Origin of the sequence: Lachnoclostridium edouardi, from assembly GCF_900240245.1 — a bacterium.
GTDB classification, from domain to species: domain Bacteria; phylum Bacillota; class Clostridia; order Lachnospirales; family Lachnospiraceae; genus Lachnoclostridium_A; species Lachnoclostridium_A edouardi.
In genome coordinates, this window is record NZ_OESQ01000001.1 from 2,386,949 (window position 1) to 2,405,946 (window position 18,998).

The 18,998-nt window shown below is 44.2% G+C and carries 13 protein-coding genes; 9 read left to right on the forward strand and 4 right to left on the reverse strand.

All coding sequences use genetic code 11. The annotated features are described in order from the left end of the window. The first annotated feature begins 1 nt into the window (after window position 1). The 6 genes from C1A07_RS11350 to C1A07_RS11375 all read left to right on the forward strand — a co-directional run bounded on the left by C1A07_RS11350 (window position 2) and on the right by C1A07_RS11375 (window position 6,902). Window positions 2-910: an ABC transporter permease gene (locus C1A07_RS11350; protein ID WP_101877195.1), complete on the forward strand. Its 909-nt coding sequence runs from the start codon at window positions 2-4 to the stop codon at window positions 908-910. Between the two features lie 14 nt (window positions 911-924). Continuing rightward, window positions 925-1,917: an ABC transporter ATP-binding protein gene (locus tag C1A07_RS11355; protein ID WP_101877196.1), complete on the forward strand. Its 993-nt coding sequence runs from the start codon at window positions 925-927 to the stop codon at window positions 1,915-1,917. Further along, window positions 1,907-2,881, forward strand: a complete 975-nt coding sequence (locus tag C1A07_RS11360) for an ABC transporter ATP-binding protein (RefSeq protein WP_101877197.1) — start codon at window positions 1,907-1,909, stop codon at window positions 2,879-2,881. The genes C1A07_RS11355 and C1A07_RS11360 overlap by 11 nt, the downstream gene beginning before the upstream one ends. A 19-nt stretch (window positions 2,882-2,900) precedes the next feature. After that, window positions 2,901-4,610, forward strand: coding sequence for a single-stranded-DNA-specific exonuclease RecJ (recJ, locus tag C1A07_RS11365; protein ID WP_101877198.1), 1,710 nt, complete (start codon window positions 2,901-2,903; stop codon window positions 4,608-4,610). Window positions 4,611-4,663: 53 nt separating this feature from the next. Beyond that, window positions 4,664-5,911, forward strand: coding sequence for a serine hydroxymethyltransferase (gene glyA, locus C1A07_RS11370; protein WP_101877199.1), 1,248 nt, complete (start codon window positions 4,664-4,666; stop codon window positions 5,909-5,911). Window positions 5,912-6,032: 121 nt separating this feature from the next. Further along, window positions 6,033-6,902: a YitT family protein gene (locus tag C1A07_RS11375; RefSeq protein WP_101877200.1), complete on the forward strand. Its 870-nt coding sequence runs from the start codon at window positions 6,033-6,035 to the stop codon at window positions 6,900-6,902. A 13-nt stretch (window positions 6,903-6,915) separates the two neighbouring features. On the opposite strand, the gene C1A07_RS11380 is transcribed toward C1A07_RS11375, so the two are convergent. Further along, entirely contained in the window at window positions 6,916-7,950 is a 1,035-nt protein-coding gene (locus C1A07_RS11380; RefSeq protein ID WP_101877201.1) for a tripartite tricarboxylate transporter substrate binding protein, read from the reverse strand. 33 nt (window positions 7,951-7,983) lie between these two features. Next, window positions 7,984-9,126, reverse strand: a complete 1,143-nt coding sequence (locus C1A07_RS11385) for an amidohydrolase family protein (protein ID WP_101877202.1) — start codon at window positions 9,124-9,126, stop codon at window positions 7,984-7,986. Between the two features lie 133 nt (window positions 9,127-9,259). Here C1A07_RS11385 and C1A07_RS11390 point away from each other — a divergent pair, with 133 nt between their 5' ends. Then, window positions 9,260-10,165, forward strand: a complete 906-nt coding sequence (locus tag C1A07_RS11390) for a LysR family transcriptional regulator (protein ID WP_101877203.1) — start codon at window positions 9,260-9,262, stop codon at window positions 10,163-10,165. 68 nt (window positions 10,166-10,233) lie between these two features. On the opposite strand, the gene C1A07_RS11395 is transcribed toward C1A07_RS11390, so the two are convergent. Further along, window positions 10,234-14,475 carry a 2-hydroxyacyl-CoA dehydratase gene (locus C1A07_RS11395; RefSeq protein WP_101877204.1) on the reverse strand — a complete coding sequence of 1,414 codons (4,242 nt, stop codon included), beginning with the start codon at window positions 14,473-14,475 and terminating at the stop codon, window positions 10,234-10,236. A gap of 296 nt (window positions 14,476-14,771) precedes the next feature. After that, the gene (locus tag C1A07_RS11400; RefSeq protein WP_101877205.1) at window positions 14,772-16,748 is read right to left on the reverse strand and encodes a sodium-translocating pyrophosphatase; all 1,977 of its coding nucleotides are present in this window, start codon (window positions 16,746-16,748) and stop codon (window positions 14,772-14,774) included. A 335-nt stretch (window positions 16,749-17,083) separates the two neighbouring features. On the opposite strand from C1A07_RS11400, the gene C1A07_RS11405 reads away from it, so the two are divergent. Both C1A07_RS11405 and C1A07_RS11410 read left to right on the forward strand, forming a co-directional pair. Beyond that, the gene (locus tag C1A07_RS11405) at window positions 17,084-18,025 is read left to right on the forward strand and encodes a magnesium transporter CorA family protein (protein WP_101877206.1); all 942 of its coding nucleotides are present in this window, start codon (window positions 17,084-17,086) and stop codon (window positions 18,023-18,025) included. Window positions 18,026-18,082: 57 nt separating this feature from the next. Beyond that, window positions 18,083-18,916: a rhomboid family intramembrane serine protease gene (locus tag C1A07_RS11410; RefSeq protein ID WP_101877207.1), complete on the forward strand. Its 834-nt coding sequence runs from the start codon at window positions 18,083-18,085 to the stop codon at window positions 18,914-18,916. The last annotated feature ends 82 nt before the right edge of the window (window positions 18,917-18,998 follow it).

Consider the following 18,998-nt stretch of genomic DNA (forward strand, 5'->3'; position numbering starts at 1 on the left):
TATGGCAGATTTACAGGAGAAAAATGTATTGTTCCTAGAAGATACAGCTGCCCAGATCGGGGAATCAGATACCTGGGCAGATAAATTAAAAACCTTGGCAAGGCAGAATAAGCTGGCTGTTTTCTCTGCAGTTGTTATTCTTATTATTGCTTTGATGGCTATATTTGCTCCTCTTGTAGCTCCTTACGGCTATATGGAGCAGGATTTGTTAAACAGGCTTCAGGCTCCCAGCGCGGCTCACCTTTTGGGCACAGACGAGCTGGGGAGAGATGTGTTTTCGCGTCTGATTTACGGAGCCAGAATTTCTTTAGTAGTAGGTTTGATTCCTACAGTGATCGCCATGACATCGGGAACAATTCTGGGATTAATCGCAGGATTCTACGGTGGTAAAGTGGACTATGTTATTATGCGTCTGGGGGATATTATGCTGGCGTTTCCGGCTCTTCTTCTGGCCATGGTATTTATGTATACGTTAGGCGGCGGTCTGATGAATATTTTTATCGCCCTCAGCGTTACTGAGTGGGCGGGGACTGCCCGGGTGGTTCGGGCCCAGACCTTGTCTTTAAAGGAAGCAGAGTATGTGGAGGCCGCCAGATCTATTGGTGTAAAAAACTGGAGGATTATGGTCCGTCATATTCTGCCTAACTGTATTCCTTCCCTGATTGTACTGTTTACCTTAAATATACCGGCGGCTATTCTATCTGAATCCAGTTTAAGCTTTTTGGGGGTAGGCGTTACTTTGCCTAATACCAGCTGGGGACTGATGGCATCCTGGGGAAAGAAATACTTATTTACAGAGCCGTGGCTGCCGATTGCTCCCTGTGTGGCTATTATGATTGTGGTGCTGGCATTTAACTTCTTAGGCGACGGGCTGAGAGATGTGTTGGACCCATATCTGAAAGAACAGTAGGAGGTAGGAAAGTTATGAGGGAACCATTAGCGCTAGAAATAAAAGAATTAAAATCTCATTTTTTTACCTCTAAAGGCGTAGTGCCTGCAGTGGACGGAGTGTCCATTGAAGTGCCTCAGGGAAAAATTATTGGCATTGTGGGGGAGTCGGGCTGCGGAAAAAGTATGACCGCTATGTCGGTTATGGGGCTTTTGCGCCATCCGGGAAAGGTAGTGGGAGGAACAATTCTTTTGGACGGCCGGGACATTACCCATTTAAGCAAAAAAGAATTATCTCAGGTTCGTGGAAAGGATATTTCCATGATATTCCAGGAGCCTATGACATCCTTAAATCCTGTTTACCAGGTAGGCAGGCAGGTGAGGGAGGCGATTATTCTCCATCAGAAGGTAAGCAAGGAAGAGGCGAAGAATCGAGTGATTGACATTTTCAGGCAGGTTGGGATTCCTGAGCCTGAGAAAAGATATTATTCTTATCCTCATCAGCTTTCAGGCGGTCTGCGCCAGAGAGTAATGATTGGAATGGCTATGGTATGCAGACCTAAGGTTATGATTGCCGACGAGCCTACAACAGCCCTGGACGTGACGATTGAAGCTCAGATTTTAAGGCTGATGAAAAGGCTGAGAGACCAGCAGGGAACTTCTATTATTATGATTACGCACAATATGGGCGTTGTGGCGGAAATCTGCGATTACGTTTATGTTATGTATGCAGGACAGGTAATGGAACAGGCGGAAACCTTTGAGCTGTTTGAGCGCACCAGCCATCCTTATACCCAGGGACTTTTAAAATCTATTCCTAAGCTGGACACAAAGGAAGAGCGGCTTTACACCATTAAAGGGGTGGTGCCTAATCTGCTTCACCTTCCGGCGGGATGTAATTTCTGCAACAGGTGCGACCAGGCGGAGTCTGCCTGCTTTTTGGAAAAACCGGACCTGTACGATTTAGGGGACGGCCACAGGGCAAGATGCCTGAAATACAGGAAAGAAGGTGTCAGCCATGAAGAGTAGTAAAGTTTTGCTGGAGGCAAAACAGCTGGTAAAGGAATTTCCATTAAATAAAAGCAAAAAAAATCCTCAGGTGGTTCACGCTGTCACTGATGTGAATTTAAAGATTTATGAGGGAGAAACATTAGCTTTGGTGGGAGAGTCAGGCTGCGGAAAAAGTACTTTAGGCCGGGTTCTGATTCGGCTTTTGCCGCCTACCTCAGGGGAGTTAATTTTTGAAGGCGAAAATATTGAAAATATGAGCCAAACAGAATTTGCTCACAAAAGAAGGCAGATGCAGATTGTTTTTCAGGATCCATACGCCTCCCTGAATCCCAGAATGACAGTAAAACAGATTATTGGAGAGCCTTTAACTACATATGGAATGAAGGGGAAGGAAAAGGTGGAGGAGGCTGTGTTAGCGCTGATGAAGCAGGTAGGCATTCCTGCGGAATTTATAAACAGATACCCTCACCAGTTTTCAGGAGGACAAAGGCAGAGAATCGGAATTGCAAGAGCTATTGCCCTGCATCCTAAGTTAATTATATGCGATGAGCCGGTGTCGGCTTTAGATGTATCTATACAGTCTCAGGTACTGAATTTGTTAAAGGATCTGCAGGCTGAGTACGACCTTACTTACTTATTTATTTCCCACGATTTAAGCGTGGTAAAATTTATTGCAGACAGAGTGTGCGTAATGTTTTTAGGCATGATCTGTGAAATCGGAAATACAGATGAAATTTATGAACAGCCTATGCATCCCTACACCAAATTTTTGCTGGATGCGATTCCAAAGGCAGATCCCAAGCTGAGAAGTGAAGAAAAAGAGCTTCTTACAGGGGAGATCCCAAGTCCTGTAAATCCTCCGTCCGGCTGCCGTTTCCACACAAGATGCCCTTATGCAAAGGAAATCTGCAGTAAAAAGGCGCCGGAAGCCGCAGTAATGGAGGACAGACAGGTGTATTGCCACTTCCCCTTAAATCACTAGTCATATACGGAGAACAGACATGGCAGCAGAAAAGTGGATGGTGCAGACAAAGAGAGCTGATTTTAACAATATTGCTAAGAAATATGGAATCAGTCCGGTGACAGCCCGGATTATGAGAAACAGAGACGTAGTTGGAGATCAGGATATAGAGCAGTATTTGTTTGGAAGTCTGAAGGATTTATATGATCCTGTACTTTTAAAGGATATGGATTTGGCCGTGGAGATTCTGACTGAGAAAATTCAGGAGGGAAAGCCTATACGGATTATTGGAGATTATGATATTGACGGCGTTTGCTCTACCTACATTTTATATACAGCCTTAAAACAAATAGGCGCAAAGGTAGATTATGAGATTCCTGACAGAATTAAAGACGGATATGGGATTAATGAGAATATTATTAAGGCTGCATGGGCTGAAGGGATAGATACCCTTCTTACCTGCGACAACGGGATTGCGGCGGTGGAGGAAATTTCCAGCGCGAAAACCCTGGGCATGACAGTGATTGTCACAGACCACCATGAGGTTTTGAAAATAGAAGAAAGGGAAATACTTCCCCCGGCGGACGCTGTAGTAGATCCTAAGCAGGAAGAATGTTCTTACCCAAATCCGGAGATATGCGGGGCCGTGGTGGCCTGGAAGCTTGTAAAAGTCCTGTATAAAAGCCACAGTATTCCGGAAAAAAAGTGGGAGGAGCTGCTTCCTTTTGCAGCAATAGCTACAGTAGGCGATGTGATGCGGCTGCAGAAGGAAAACAGAATCATAGTGAAGCAGGGCTTAAAGGCCATAGCCCGCACCGGAAATTATGGAATAAAAAAGCTGGCAGAAAAAAATAATCTGGATATTGAACATTTGTCAGCTTATCATATTGGATTTGTCATAGGTCCCTGCTTAAACGCCGGGGGAAGGCTGCAGACAGCAAAGTTGGCTCTGTCCCTTTTGCTGGCAAAGACAGAGGAAGAGGCAGATAAGCTGGCCCAGGATCTAAAGGAATTAAACGATGAGAGAAAGGATCTGACCCTTCAGGGAACAAAAGAGGCATGTCAGCAGGCAGAAAAGCTTTACAGCCAGGATAAGGTGCTGGTTATATTCTTACCTGACTGCCATGAATCCCTGGCAGGAATTATAGCCGGAAGGCTGAGAGAAATATATCAGAAACCTGCTTTAGTTCTGACCAGGGCGGAGGAGGGATTAAAAGGTTCCGGAAGGTCTATTGAGGAATATCATATGTTTCAGGGACTGGTGGAGGTAAGAGATCTGCTTACTAAGTTTGGCGGTCATCCTATGGCGGCGGGATTTTCCTTAAAGGAGGAGAACCTAGAAGAATTTCGCAGAAGGCTGAATGAAAATGCCCGGCTGACAGAGGCGGACTTTGTAAAGAAAATATGGATCGACGTTCCCATGCCTTTAGAATATATATCAGAGTCACTGGTGGAAGAGTTGGAGCAGTTAGAACCCTTTGGCCAGGGCAACGAGAAGCCTCAGTTCGCCCAGAAGGATTTAAGAATAAGAAGCTTTCGGGTAATGGGAAAAAATAAAAATGTGGTCCGGATTTCTCTGGTAACAGACAGGGGACTTCCCATGGACGGCCTTTGGTTCGGGGACGGGGAGGACTTAGCCCGTCAGCTGGAAGGCAGACAATTTATGGACGCAGTGTATTATCCGGGGATTAACGAGTATAATGGGAACAGAAGTCTTCAGATTGTAATAAAGAATTATAAGTTAAAATAATTATGACAGGCGTATAAAGTGTGGTATGATGTTTGGAAAAGGAGATGGAAATTATGGTTAAGGAAGTAATGGAACTGATTGCTGCTAAAGACAGTGAGGTAGGAGAGGCAATCAAGGCAGAGTATGGGAGACAAAAGAGAAATCTGGAACTGATTGCTTCAGAAAATATTGTATCTGAGGCAGTTATGATGGCAATGGGCACAGTGCTCACCAACAAGTACGCAGAAGGTTATCCGGGAAAAAGATATTACGGCGGCTGTGAGTGCGTAGATGTGGCTGAGAATATTGCCATTGAAAGGGCGAAAAAGCTGTTTGGCTGCGATTATGCCAATGTACAGCCTCACTCCGGCGCACAGGCCAATATGGCGGTATTTTTGGCTATGGTGAAGCCAGGAGATACTGTTATGGGTATGAATCTGGACCACGGCGGCCATTTAACACATGGAAGCCCTGTAAATTTTTCAGGACTGTATTTTAATATTGTATCCTACGGTGTAAACGACGACGGATATATTGATTATGATCAGGTGGAGAAAATTGCCCTGGAAAATAAGCCTAAGCTGATTGTGGCAGGAGCCAGTGCATATGCCAGAGAGATCGACTTTAAGCGTTTCCGTGAAATTGCTGACAAGGCAGGGGCATATTTGATGGTAGATATGGCTCACATTGCAGGTCTGGTGGCAGCAGGACTTCATCCAAGTCCTATTCCTTACGCTCATGTAGTGACAACTACCACTCATAAAACCTTAAGAGGTCCAAGAGGCGGTATGATTTTAGCCAATCAGGAAGCAGCTGATAAATTTAACTTTAATAAGGCTATTTTCCCAGGTACTCAGGGAGGGCCTTTGGAGCACGTAATCGCCGCAAAGGCAGTGTGCTTCGGCGAGGCGTTACAGCCGGAATTTAAAGAATATCAGGTTCAGGTAAAGAAGAATGCAGCGGCCTTGGCGGCGGCTTTAGAGAAGCAGGGCTTTAAGATTCTCACAGGCGGCACAGACAATCATCTGATGCTGGTGGACTTGAGAGGCATGGATATTTCCGGAAAAGAGCTGCAGAACCGGTGCGATGAAGTATACATTACTTTAAACAAGAATACAGTTCCAAACGATCCAAGAAGCCCCTTTGTGACTTCTGGCGTCCGCATTGGAACTCCGGCAGTAACCTCCAGAGGTCTAAAGGAAGAAGATATGGAGAAAATCGCAGAGCTGATCTGGCTGGCAGCTACTGATTTTGAGGCAAAAGCTGATTACATCAGAGCTGAGGTGACAAAGATCTGCGACAAATATCCTATTTATGAATAAAAGCAGTTTCATACTAGAAGAGCAGCTGGGAAAAGAATGATGCAATTTTCACCTCTATATGGTATACTTGTACACTGGTGACAATATGAGAAAGTGACATTTATATTGAGGAGAATTTATTATGAACCAACGCTCTGCACTTTTACAAGCAGCAGGAACCTTGCTGCTTGTTATTTTTGGAAATGTATTATATGCTTTGGCTGTGAAGCTGTTTTTGCTGCCGGCAGGCCTTGTAACCGGAGGAACTACAGGGATTGCTCTGGCTATTAACCATATTGGGGGAGTCCCTATTTCTATGTTTGTGCTGGCCTTTAACATTTTAATGCTGGCAGCCGGCTTTGTCCTTTTGGGGAAGCAGTTTGCCCTTACTACGATAGTCAGCACCTTCACCTACCCTTTGGCTCTGGAGTTCTTTGACAGAATTTTAGGAGAACTGGTAATTACAGAAGACATTTTGCTGTGTACCTTGTTTTCAGGCCTTGGAATCGGGCTGGCTTTAGGGATTGTAATACGTGCGGGAGCATCCACAGGAGGAATGGATATTCCTCCTCTGGTGCTTAATAAGTACTTTAAAATTCCTGTTTCCGTCAGCCTCTACATTTTTGATTTCTGCATTCTGCTGGCTCAAAGCTTTTATAATCCTCCGGAAAAGGTGCTTTACGGAGTGCTTCTTGTTATGGTTTATACCATTGTATTAGATAAGCTGATGTTAATGGGAGCCACTAAAACAGAGGTGAAGATTATCAGCCATAAATCAGAGGAAATCAGGGAAGCGATTCTTCATCAGCTGGACAGGGGAGTTACAATTTTATCTGGGGAAAGTGGGTATCTAAGGCAGGATACCCATGTGCTTCTCAGTGTGATTTCCAACAGAGAGCTGCCCAGAGTAGAGAAGATTATTCATAAAATTGATCCGGAAAGCTTTATGGTAGTCGGCAGGGTTAGCGAGGTGCGAGGAAGAGGATTTTCCATGAGCAAAAAATATAGGTAAGAACGCCTTTCTTTTACTGCTCCAGGGAGTCCTGAAGCTCTTTAAACTGGGCGTACAGCTTTGCCTCGTTCTCCTTGGCTTCCTGTGCGGTCATAAACTTAGGCACTTGCCCCAAATTCTTTAAGGCCTCCTGACAGGCTTCATTTTCCAACATTTTTTTTGTAGCGTTTTCATAGGCTGTTACAATTTCATCCGGCGTGCCTTTAGGAAAATAAAAGGAAAAATCCTGAGGCGCAAATTCTATATCAATGCCCTGTTCCTTAAAGGTTTTAATTCCAGGCAGGACCTCTGTCTGCTCCGGGCCGGGAAAGCCGATACAGGTAAATTGGCCCGCCTCTATATAATCTTTGGCCACCCCGTAGGAGGAAGGGCTTAAAACTACTTGACTGCTTAAAAGAGCAGTCATTTTTTCTGAGGTGGAGCCTACGTCAATAAAATCTAAATCAATATCTGCAGCCTGTTCAAAGGCCAGCAGTTCGTAATAAGTATAAGCGCCCACTTCAGTACAGGCCTGAAGCTTTCCCGGATTTTCCTTTGCCGCTGCTATAAATGATTCTAAATCAGGGTAAACTGCGGAGTTTGTATACAGCTGCTGGGCCGGCTCTTCAGAAAAGTTAGGGCCAAGTGTAAAGGCCTCATAATTATAATCTGTCACCCCGGCCACATTGGCCACGTTCACCAGATTGTGACCGTAAAGTACAGTCAGTCCATTTGGCTCTGAGCTTAGGACCGTGTTGGCCGCCACAGAGCCGGAGGCGCCGGCAGAGTTTACAACTACTGCATCCCAGCCGCAGACCTCCTTTACATACTGGGCCCACACTCTAGCCGATAAATCTACAGTACCTCCCGGGGAGGCAGGCAGCACCACAGAAATAGGACTTTCAGGCTTCCATTCATTTGTGCTTTGTGTTTCTTCAGATTCTCCTGCATCTGTAGTTTCTTTGACTGCCGTCTCTTGGACTGCCTTAGATTCAAGGTTTTGCCTGCCGCAGCCGGCTGCGCCTATAATCAAAAGGCCGGCCAAAAGCCATAAATAGGTTTTTCTCATAATTCAATTTCTCCTTTTCTGGTATTTTATTTTTCACCGTTCTGCTAAAGTATCGCTGGAACAGTACAGCAATTTTCCATTTATAATAGTGGCCATAGGCCTAAGGGCTTGTTTTCCTAAAATCTTATTTTTATATTTATCCTCAAAAGCTATAGATTGGCTGGCCAGGTCTAAAATAGTAATATCTGCTCCAGTTCCAGGTTTTAACGTGCCCATTTCCTCATCCCCGTAAAGCCTGGCTGCGTTTACAGTAGTGGAGAGAATTACGTCCTGAAAGGTCATTCCTAAAGCCATCAGCTTGGACATAGTCATAAGCAGACTAAAATCCCAGGGATCATTCCAGTTTTCAATATTTAAGTCTGTGCTTATGGTATCAGGAAGAAATCCCTGTCTGATCGCTTCCTGGGCCAGGCGTATAGAAAAATTGCCTTTGCCCGGGGAAACATCAAAAATCACTCCCCGCTTTCTGGCTTCCCATATGCCAGAGGAGATTTTTCCGTTTTCCAGAATAGTATGGCCTTCGCCGTGATACATATGGCACATTACATCTTGGCCCCGCAGAAGAGAAGCTGCCGTCTCCATGGGAACAGGCGGGTTTGTAGGGTGAACAAAGACTTTGGTGTGAAAATGCTCTGCCAGCTTTAAAGCCTCTTTAAGAGGATAGAGCTTCATAGGGCCTACTACATTTTGGCTGATCCTTAATTTGATTCCTGCAATTTTATGGCCGTACTGCTCAAAAGCTCTTTCAAATAAGTCTATATTCCACACTCTAGGATTAATATTCTCCGGAAATTGCTTAGACATAATCTGCCCCCCGGCGCTTATATGAAGCATAATTTTGGATTTTACCTCACAGGTATTTAAGTACTGAAGCAAAGCCTGATAATTAGATACTCCTGAACTTCCGGCGTCAATTGTGGCAGTCACTCCGTTTGGTATGCAGCCTAAATCTGCAGGCATCCCAATGTAGTTTCCTTTCCAGTTGACATGAGTATGAACATCTATAAGCCCTGGGACCACGAAAAATCCCTTTGCGCAAATAGTCCTTTCGCCGGCATAAGGCAGATTTTCGCCTAAGGCCAGAATTTTTCCTTTATGTACAGCCACATCTCCTGTAAAATCCAGGCCTTGTCCCGGGTCGAAAATGCGCCCGTTTTTTATCAGCAAATCTATCATAGATGATTCCTCCTAAAAACAAAATGAAACGTTGTGCCTTTGTGTTAATCACATTATAATAAAGGCAATACTGTTTGAAAAGTTTTTAAAATAACCAAAAACTGTGCATTTTATATTACACTTAGGAGGAGCTATGAACCTGAAACAACTTTCTTATATTGCAGTAATCGCAGACGCTCAAAACATATCTAGGGCTGCCGAGCAGCTTTATATATCCAGGCCTGCCTTAAATCACTACCTGGTTTCCCTGGAGAAGGAGCTGGGGTTTCCTTTGTTTAAGCGGGTGCAGAAGAGAATGATTCCCACTGAAGCCGGAGCGGTTTACATTCAAGCGGCAAAAGAAATACTGGAAATTAAAAGACAGGCATATAAAGCCATTGATGAAATGAACAATTGTGAAACTGGATGTCTGAATATTGGAATCACCAGGGTTATGGGGGCGGATATGTTTCACCGTGTATTTCCCAGGTTCCACAAAAAGTACCCTAATTATACAGTTCACCTTTTAGAAGGCAATGTAAATGAACTGGAGGAAAGCTGCCTTGCCGGGGAAATTGATTTTGCGTTTATGGGCCAAAGCTCTATTCAGTCTCAGTTGGAGCACATAGTATTTTCCCCCTGCGAAATTCTTTTGGCCCTTCCTGTATCCCATCCTTTCGCTAAAATGGCGGCGCCGGAAAACCTCCCTTATCATACCTTAGATTTAGAACTGCTGAAAAATGATTCCTTTGTGCTTATGTCAAAGGCCACCAGAATCAGGACCATTGCCGACTATCATTTTATGAAAGCAGGCTTTTTTCCAAAGATTATTTTAGAAACCAGTTTAAGCTCCATGGCATATGAAATGGTTTGTCAGGAGGTAGGACCGTCTATACTGATGGAATCCGCCATTAAAGATAAAAGCAAGGCGGCCTGTTTTTCCCTTAATCCCAGGGAGCAGTGGAAGCAGAGCATTGCATATAGAAAGGGAACGATTTTTACAAAAGCAGAAAAGTATTTTACAGAATTGGCAAAAGAATATTTTGAAGGATTAGTTTAAAGAAAAATATCCACCAGAGCTCCATGCTTTTTTGCAAAGAACACTCTGGTGGATATGCTGGATTTATATTATGCTTGTTTCATTACATTTTTATAAGCTGTTGAAAGCATAAGTTTAATACGATTTAACTGGTTTACCTCACTTGCGCCTGGGTCATAATCCACTGCAATAATATTGGCTTCCGGATAATAGTGACGGATTTCTTTAATTACGCCCTTTCCTACAATGTGGTTCGGCAGGCAGCCGAAAGGCTGTGTGCACACAATATTATGTACTCCGCTGTGAATCAGCTCCATCATTTCTCCTGTCAGGAACCATCCCTCGCCGGTTTGGTTGCCAAGAGATACAAAGTTTTTAGCCATTTCTGCCAGCTGGTCAATGTTGGCAGGAGCAGTAAAATGACGGCTGGCCGCCAGCTCTTTTCTGGAGGTCTTTCTGAAATACTCTAATAGAGCGATAGCCATGTTGCACAGGCGGGCAGTAGAACGTTTTCCGCCTAAATTGTCAGCCTTAAAGTTACTGTTGTAGAAGCAGTACAGAAGGAAGTCTAAAAGGTCAGGCATAACGGCCTCTGCACCCTCTGATTCTAACAGCTCTACAATGTGGTTATTTGCCAAAGGAGAAAACTTCACAAGGATTTCTCCTACAACTCCAACCTTAGGTTTCTGAATATTCTTTCTGGGCAGCTCATCAAACTCCCTGATAATTCCCTTAATATTTCTGGAAAACTCCATCATAGCAGGAGCTTTTTTAGAAAGAGCTTTCTGGCAGCGAACCTTCCATTTTTTATGGAGAGCGTCTGCGGAGCCTGGAACAGCTTCATAAGGTCTGGTAGCGTAGAGAACTCTCATAAAAATATCTCCGTAAACAACTGCCTGAAGGGCCTTTGTCAACATCATAGGAGTAAAGGTAAAGCCAGAGTTTGTTTCCATGCCGTTAGCGTTAACGGAAATTACAGGAACCTGAGGAATATTAGCCTTTTCTAAAGCCCGGCGGATAAAGCCGATATAGTTAGAAGCTCTGCAGCCTCCTCCAGTCTGGCTCATCAGCACTGCAGTGCGGTTTAAATCATACTTGCCTGATAAAAGGGCTTCCATTACCTGACCAATTACAATCAGGGAAGGATAGCAGGCGTCGTTATTTACGTATTTCAAGCCCATATCAATGGCAGAGCGGTCGTCATTCTGAAGCACCACTAAATTGTAGCCAAAAGCGCGGATGGCAGGCTCAATCAGTTCAAAATGAATAGGCGACATTTGAGGGCAGAGAAGGGTGTAATCCTTTCTCATGTCCTTTGTAAATTCCACCCGGTTGTAGCAGCTGGAAACTACCTTTCTGGAAAAATGCTTCTGCTCCCTTACTCTGAGAGAAGAAATCAGAGAGCGAATTCTGATTCTGGCAGCGCCTAAGTTATTTACCTCGTCGATTTTTAAAATAGTGTAAATCTTTCCGGATGCAGTAAGGATATCGTTGACCTGATCTGTAGTTACAGCGTCCAGACCACAGCCAAAGGAGTTAAGCTGAATCATATTCAGATTATCATGGTGTTTTACCACGTCGGCAGCCCTGTAAAGACGGCTGTGGTACATCCACTGGTCTGTGACAATTAAAGGTCTTTCCGGGGCTCCTAAGTGGGAAATAGAGTCCTCTGTAAGCACGGCAAAGCCGTAGGAAGTAATCAGCTCCGGAATACCATGATTGATTTCCGGGTCAATGTGATAAGGACGTCCGGCCAGTACAATGCCCTGCTTATGATTGTCGTCCAGGTATTTCATTACCTCTTCGCCTTTTTTCTGCATATCCAGTCTGGACTGCTCTAATTCCTGCCATGCCAGATGAGCGGCCTGTTTAATTTGGCTTTGAGGAATCTGATATTCCTTCTCAAACTCTGTACAAAGCTGGCGGGTTAAAATTTCCTCGTTTGTAAAAGCCATGAAGGGATTCAGGAATCTAATATTCTTTTCCTTCAGCTCCTCCATATTATTCTTTATATTTTCAGCATAAGAGGTTACCATAGGACAGTTGTAGTGATTTCCCGCCTCCGGTGTTTCATTCCTTTCATAAGGCACGCAGGGATAGAAAATAGTCTGTATGCCCTGGGAAATTAACCAGGAAATATGGCCGTGGACCAGCTTAGCCGGATAACATTCTGATTCACTGGGGATAGATTCGATTCCCAGCTCATACAGCTGTTTAGTGGACTGTGGAGAAAGAATGGTGCGGAAACCTAATTCTTTGAAAAATACAGCCCAAAACGGATAATTTTCATACATGTTCAGAACTCTTGGAATACCGATGGTGCCTCTGTAAGCCAAATCGGCAGTAAGAGGCTCGTAGCTGAACATGCGGTGATATTTGTAGGAAAACAAGTTTGGCACATCCTGAGTCAGCTTTTCTTTACCCAGACCGCGCTCGCAGCGGTTGCCGCTGATATAGTGGCGGCCGCCTCCAAACTGGTTAATAGTCAGCACACAATGGTTTGTGCAGCCCTTGCAGCGGGACATGGAGGTAGTGTACTGGAGATTTAAAATTTTCTCCATAGGCAGCATAGAAGTAGACTCTGCGCTGCTAAAACGCTCCCTGGCTATAAGAGCGGCTCCAAATGCTCCCATGATGCCTGCAATGTCAGGACGTACGGCTTCACAGCCGGCAATTTTCTCAAAGCTTCTTAAAACAGCGTCATTGTAAAAGGTGCCGCCCTGAACTACAACATGTTTGCCCAGGTCAGAAGCATTTGTGATTTTAATAACCTTAAATAAAGCATTTTTAATTACAGAGTAGGCCAGTCCTGCAGAAATATCTGCCACTGTAGCCCCTTCCTTCTGGGCCTGCTTTACATTTGAATTCATAAAAACTGTACAGCGGGTGCCTAAATCTGTAGGGTTCTTTGCAAATAAAGCCTCTTTTGCGAAGTCTTCCACACTGTAGTTTAAAGATTTTGCAAAGGTCTCAATGAAAGATCCGCAGCCGGAGGAACAGGCCTCGTTTAATTGCACGCTGTCTACAGTACCGTTCTTTATGCGGATACATTTCATGTCCTGGCCGCCGATATCCAGAATACAGTCCACCTCAGGCTCAAAGAACGCTGCCGCATAGTAGTGAGAAATAGTTTCTACTTCCCCCTCATCTAACATAAAGGCTGCCTTTAAAAGCGCTTCCCCGTATCCTGTAGAGCAGGAGTAGGCAATGTGAGCAGTTTTAGGCAGCTGATTATGAATTTCCTCCATAGCTCTGATAGCGGTTGCTAAAGGATTGCCGTTGTTGCTGCTGTAGAAACGATATAACAGAGAGCCGTCCTCCCCCACTAAAGCTACCTTGGTAGTTGTGGAGCCGGCGTCAATGCCCAGATAACAATTTCCCTCATAGGTGGAAATGTCCCCTGTTTTTACGTGGTGATTCATATGTCTGCCGATAAAAGAGTTATACTCCTTCTTGTCGGCAAAAAGAGGTTCCATTCTTTTTACTTCAAAGTCCATCTGAATGCCGTGTTCCAGCTTCTCAATCAGCTGGTCAGCGTCAATTACAGCTTTGTCTGAGCTGTTTAAGGCAGCTCCCATAGCGGCGAACAGATGAGAATGCTCTGGAGCAATAATATGCTCCGGCGTTAAATGAAGAGTGCGGATAAAGGCCTGGCGCAGCTCAGAAAGGAAATGAAGAGGTCCTCCCAAAAAGGCTACGTTGCCTCTAATAGGCTTGCCGCAGGCCAGACCGCTGATGGTCTGATTGACAACTGCCTGGAAAATAGAGGCAGATAAGTCTTCTCTTGTAGCGCCTTCGTTGATTAAAGGCTGTATATCAGACTTGGCAAATACGCCGCATCTGGCTGCAATTGGATAAATAGCCTGATAATTTTTTGCGTACTTGTTCAGTCCTGTGGCGTCAGTCTGTAAAAGACTTGCCATCTGGTCAATAAAAGAGCCGGTGCCGCCTGCGCAGATTCCGTTCATACGCTGGTCGATGCCGCCTGTAAAATAAATGATTTTGGCATCCTCACCGCCAAGCTCAATCGCCACGTCTGTCTGAGGCGCTTCTTCCAGGAGAGCAGTAGAAACAGCCACAACCTCCTGCACAAAAGGAACTTCCAGATGACTGGAAAGCGTTAAACCGCCGGACCCGGTAATTACAGGACATAATGACAGCTTGCCCAGCTTATTCTTTGCCCTTTTTAAAAGTGTTGCAAGAGTGCCCTGAATATTTGCGAAATGACGCTCATAATCTGCAAATAAAAGCTTTTTCTCAGAATTCAGGATAGCTATTTTAACAGTGGTAGAACCAATATCAATACCTAGTGAATTATGTATTTCATTCATAACAAATCGGATTAATCCTTTCCTCCTTTGTGTTAAGAAAGATATGCCGGGACAACTTAAAAATAGAAGTCCCAGGGTGTATTTTTCGCTTCGGTGAAAGCGTAACATAAAATAGGAAAGAAAACAATTAAAACGGCGTTAAAAAAACGTAAAAAAAGGGAAGGATTGATAAAAAAATATCGTTGAAAAAACCCTGTAAAACAGGGAAAAAATAACAGGACACCTGCCGAATATTAGCATAAGTGTCCTGTTAAAAAACGAATTATTTTAGGTTTTCAGAAGTATGTCACAAAAATCTATAAAATTCCGCCGATAGAAGCGATAAGAGGGGCAAAGACCAGGGAAATAATGGTCATTAATTTTATCAGGATATTAATGGAAGGACCGGAGGTATCTTTAAAGGGATCTCCTACAGTATCTCCAACTACTCCCGCCTTATGGGCATCAGAACCTTTGCCGCCGTAGTTGCCGTCTTCAATATATTTCTTAGCATTATCCCAGGCTCCGCCGGAGTTAGAAAGGAATATGGCTAAAAGTACGCCTGTAACCAGGGCTCCCGCTAATAAACCGCCTAAAGCCTCGGCGCCCAGAAGAAAGCCCATAATCAGAGGAGCTAAAACGGCTATAACCCCTGGCCGCACCATCTCTCTGAGGGCTGCTTTAGTAGAAATATCTACACATTTTCTGTAATCAGGCTTTCCTGTGCCTTCCATAATCCCTGGAATAGTGTGGAACTGACGGCGCACCTCTTCGATCATGCTGTAAGCTGCTTTAGAAACAGAGGCCATGGTCCAGGAAGAGAAAACAAAGGGAAGCATACCGCCTACAAATAAGCCAATAATTACTCTGGCATCCAAAATATTAATGTCTGTAATCTCTACTGTCTGTGAATAAGATACAAACAAAGCTAAGGCTGTTAATGCGGCGGAGCCAATGGCAAATCCCTTTCCCATAGCTGCAGTAGTATTTCCTACAGCGTCTAATTGATCAGTAATTTTGCGGACAGAGGCGTCCAGATGGCTCATTTCAGCAATGCCGCCTGCATTGTCTGCAATAGGGCCGTAAGCGTCAACGGCTACAGTAATACCTGTTGTGGAAAGCATTCCCACTGCCGCCAGGGCGATGCCGTAAATATCAAATGCAGCATAGGACAGGAATATACCTACAGCTATACAGAGAATAGGCACTGCTGTAGACATCATACCTACAGAAATACCAGTAATAATATTAGTAGCGGAACCTGTCTGGCAGGATTCTGCTATTTCTTTTACATGTCTGTAGCTGGCAGATGTATAAATTTCTGTGACAAAGCCGATAATTAAACCAACTACAAGGCCGGCGATTACTGCAATAGCGGCCTTAAAATCACCAAAAAAGGTTTTGCTGAGAAAACAGGAGGCTGCAGCCACAATCAGAGAAGATAAATAAGAGCCGGTTCTAAGCGCTTTGGCAGGATCAGAACCTTCTCCGCCGCGGACAAACATACATCCTATAATAGATGCTAAAATTCCTGTGCCCCCCAGCACTAAAGGAAATAAAGCGCCGGTCTCCTGAAATGCCAGGACGCCTAAGGTAACGGCGGAAACCAGGGCTCCTACATAAGACTCAAATAAATCTGCGCCCATACCGGCAACGTCGCCTACATTGTCGCCTACGTTGTCTGCAATTACAGCCGGGTTTCTAGGGTCATCTTCAGGAATGCCTGCTTCTACCTTACCTACCAGGTCGGCTCCCACGTCCGCAGCTTTTGTATAAATACCGCCGCCTACTCTGGCAAAAAGGGCGATAGAAGAGGCCCCCAGGGAAAAGCCCATAATGGCGTCTGCCTGGCCTGTGAAAAAGTATATAAGAGAGCAGCCTAAAAGTCCCAGCCCTACTACGCACATGCCCATAACAGAGCCGCCGCGAAAGGCAATGGCAAGGGCGGAAGGCATACCTCCAGTAGCGGCAGCTTCAGCTGTGCGCACATTGGCTTTGGTGGCCACGTCCATTCCAAAATAACCTGCCAGTACAGAAAAAACAGCTCCGCACAAAAAGCATACTGCGGTGATCCAGTTGCCAAGTCCAATTCCTATAGCCACAAAAAGCACAAGCACGAAAACTACCAAAACCCGGTATTCCGCAAATAGAAAGGCCTGGGCCCCTTCATGGATAGAAGCGGAGATTTCCCTCATGCGTTCGTTGCCGGCCGGAGATTTGGCTACAAATGAAAACATAGCCATGGCAAAGAGAAGGGCGAATACCGCTGTTAACAGTGAGTAATAGATGCTCATAAATAACCTCCTTTTTGATGAAATACACATCGACTATTTTTTAACGATTTTTTAATTATATCGTGAAAGCCTGAAAGAATCAAGTGGGAATACATTGACAAATACGTGGGCGGTAATTATAATGATAGAAGTCGGATTATGCTTAAAATTATTGTGTCCCGGCAAATATTAAGAAAGGATTTGTGACAGGTATGGAAGGTGGGTCGTGTTATCACACGGAGACAACTGAAGACTGGCGAAAGCAGATACCTGCACTGTCTGGCCGGGACTAAATTCCCTTTTAAAGCAGCGGTGCAGGCTGCTTTTGCCCCGAAACAAGAAAGGGGAATAATAAAATGATTCGTATTTTTAAGACAGAAGAAGGAGTGATCCATCAGACTGACGAAATTGAAAACGGCTGCTGGATTGCTCTGATAGACCCAACAGCTACGGAGATTCTGGAAATTGCAGAAAGATTTCGCGTTGACCCTGATGATTTAAGAGCGCCTCTGGATGAGGAGGAGCGTTCACGTATTGAGACAGAAGATAATTATACGTTAATATTAGTGGATATTCCGGTGATTGAGGAAAGAAACGGAAAAGACTGGTACGAGACTATCCCTATGGGCATTATTACCACAGACCAGGCTATGATTACTGTATGCCTGGAGGAGACGGCGGTCCTTAGTGCATTTATGGATGGCCGCGTAAGAGATTTTCACACCAATATGAGAACCAGATTTATTCTCCAGATTCTTTACAAAAACGCCTCTCAGTATCTTCAGTACCTGAGAGTTATTGACAAGAAAAGCGGAGTAATTGAGAAAAAACTTCACCAGTCTACAAGAAATCAGGAGCTGATTGAGCTTTTAGAGCTGGAAAAGAGCTTGGTGTACTTTACAACGTCTCTGCGGGCCAACGAAGTAGTTTTAGAAAAGCTGTTGCGAAATGAGAAGATTAAAAAGTATCCGGAGGACACAGATCTTTTGGAGGACGTTATCATAGAAAATAAGCAGGCTATTGAGATGGCTAATATTTACAGTGGGATTCTCAGCGGAACCATGGACGCTTTTGCCTCTGTTATTTCCAACAATCTGAATATTGTTATGAAGTTTTTAGCTACAATTACTATTGTAATGTCTATTCCTACAATGGTATCCAGCTTTTACGGAATGAACGTGAACCCGGCGGGAATGCCGTTTTCACAAAGCTATTGGGGATTTACTATTGTGCTGGTATTTGCAGTAGCTTTATCTCTTTTGGTGGCTCTGCTGTTTTCTAAAAAAGATTTGTTTTAACAGCGGCAGGAAACATTTAAACATTATAATGGCTGTATAAATGAAAAGGATGATGAAATGAGCTTTTTTAATAAAATGGAACGCAAGTATGGCAGATATGCCATTCCCAATCTGATGAACTATATTGTAGGCCTTTATATACTGGGAATGGCGTTTCAGTGGTTTGCGCCGGATTTTTATTACCAGTATTTATCACTAAATGCCCAGGCAATTTTAAAAGGCCAGGTATGGAGAATTGTTACCTTTATAATCCGTCCGCCTTTCTATGACCCGCTGTCTAATGCCCTGATGATTTATCTGTATTATTCTTTAGGCAGAACCCTGGAAATGGTGTGGGGCGCGTTTAAGTTTAATGTTTACTTTTTTATGGGCATGGCAGGCCATGTAATTGCGGCTATTGTGATTTATTTAGGTTTTCATCAGATATGGCTGTTAGATACTCAGTATTTAAACATGTCCCTGTTTTTTGCTTTTGCTATGACCTTCCCCAACCTGCAGTTTTTGCTGTTCTTTGTAGTGCCTATTAAGGCAAAGTGGATGGCCTTAATTTATGGGGTGGACGCGATTTACGGGCTTGTTATGGGAAATGGAGCTGCCAGGTGCGCCATCGCCTTATCCCTTTTAAACTTTGCAGTATTTTATTTAATGACAGGCAAGTTAAACAAGGTCAACCCAAGGGAGATAAAGAGAAAACATCAGTTCCAGTCTCAGGTTAAGATGAAGCCTCAGGGACAGACCCATCACAAGTGCGCAGTGTGCGGCAGAACAGAAAAAGACGGGGATGATCTGGAGTTCCGTTACTGTTCTAAATGTGCAGGTAATTACGAGTATTGTCAGGATCATCTGTACACTCATAAGCATGTAACCGCAGAGGAGAATGGGAAGAAATAAATTTTTTTCAATATGAATTTAATATAAGCAGTTAGGAGAAGCCTTCTTTCAGTTAAAGCGCAGACTGGAAGAAGGCTTTTTC

Coding starts and splice junctions, on each gene's coding strand:
- recJ (WP_101877198.1), top strand. CDS start 2,901: ATGGCAGCAGAAAAGTGGATGGTGCAGACAAAGAGAGCTGATTTTAAC.
- C1A07_RS11400 (WP_101877205.1), bottom strand. CDS start 16,748: ATGAGCATCTATTACTCACTGTTAACAGCGGTATTCGCCCTTCTCTTT.
- C1A07_RS11360 (WP_101877197.1), top strand. CDS start 1,907: ATGAAGAGTAGTAAAGTTTTGCTGGAGGCAAAACAGCTGGTAAAGGAA.
- C1A07_RS11405 (WP_101877206.1), top strand. CDS start 17,084: ATGATTCGTATTTTTAAGACAGAAGAAGGAGTGATCCATCAGACTGAC.
- C1A07_RS11410 (WP_101877207.1), top strand. CDS start 18,083: ATGAGCTTTTTTAATAAAATGGAACGCAAGTATGGCAGATATGCCATT.
- C1A07_RS11395 (WP_101877204.1), bottom strand. CDS start 14,475: ATGAATGAAATACATAATTCACTAGGTATTGATATTGGTTCTACCACT.
- glyA (WP_101877199.1), top strand. CDS start 4,664: ATGGTTAAGGAAGTAATGGAACTGATTGCTGCTAAAGACAGTGAGGTA.
- C1A07_RS11375 (WP_101877200.1), top strand. CDS start 6,033: ATGAACCAACGCTCTGCACTTTTACAAGCAGCAGGAACCTTGCTGCTT.
- C1A07_RS11380 (WP_101877201.1), bottom strand. CDS start 7,950: ATGAGAAAAACCTATTTATGGCTTTTGGCCGGCCTTTTGATTATAGGC.
- C1A07_RS11350 (WP_101877195.1), top strand. CDS start 2: ATGGCAGATTTACAGGAGAAAAATGTATTGTTCCTAGAAGATACAGCT.
- C1A07_RS11385 (WP_101877202.1), bottom strand. CDS start 9,126: ATGATAGATTTGCTGATAAAAAACGGGCGCATTTTCGACCCGGGACAA.
- C1A07_RS11355 (WP_101877196.1), top strand. CDS start 925: ATGAGGGAACCATTAGCGCTAGAAATAAAAGAATTAAAATCTCATTTT.
- C1A07_RS11390 (WP_101877203.1), top strand. CDS start 9,260: ATGAACCTGAAACAACTTTCTTATATTGCAGTAATCGCAGACGCTCAA.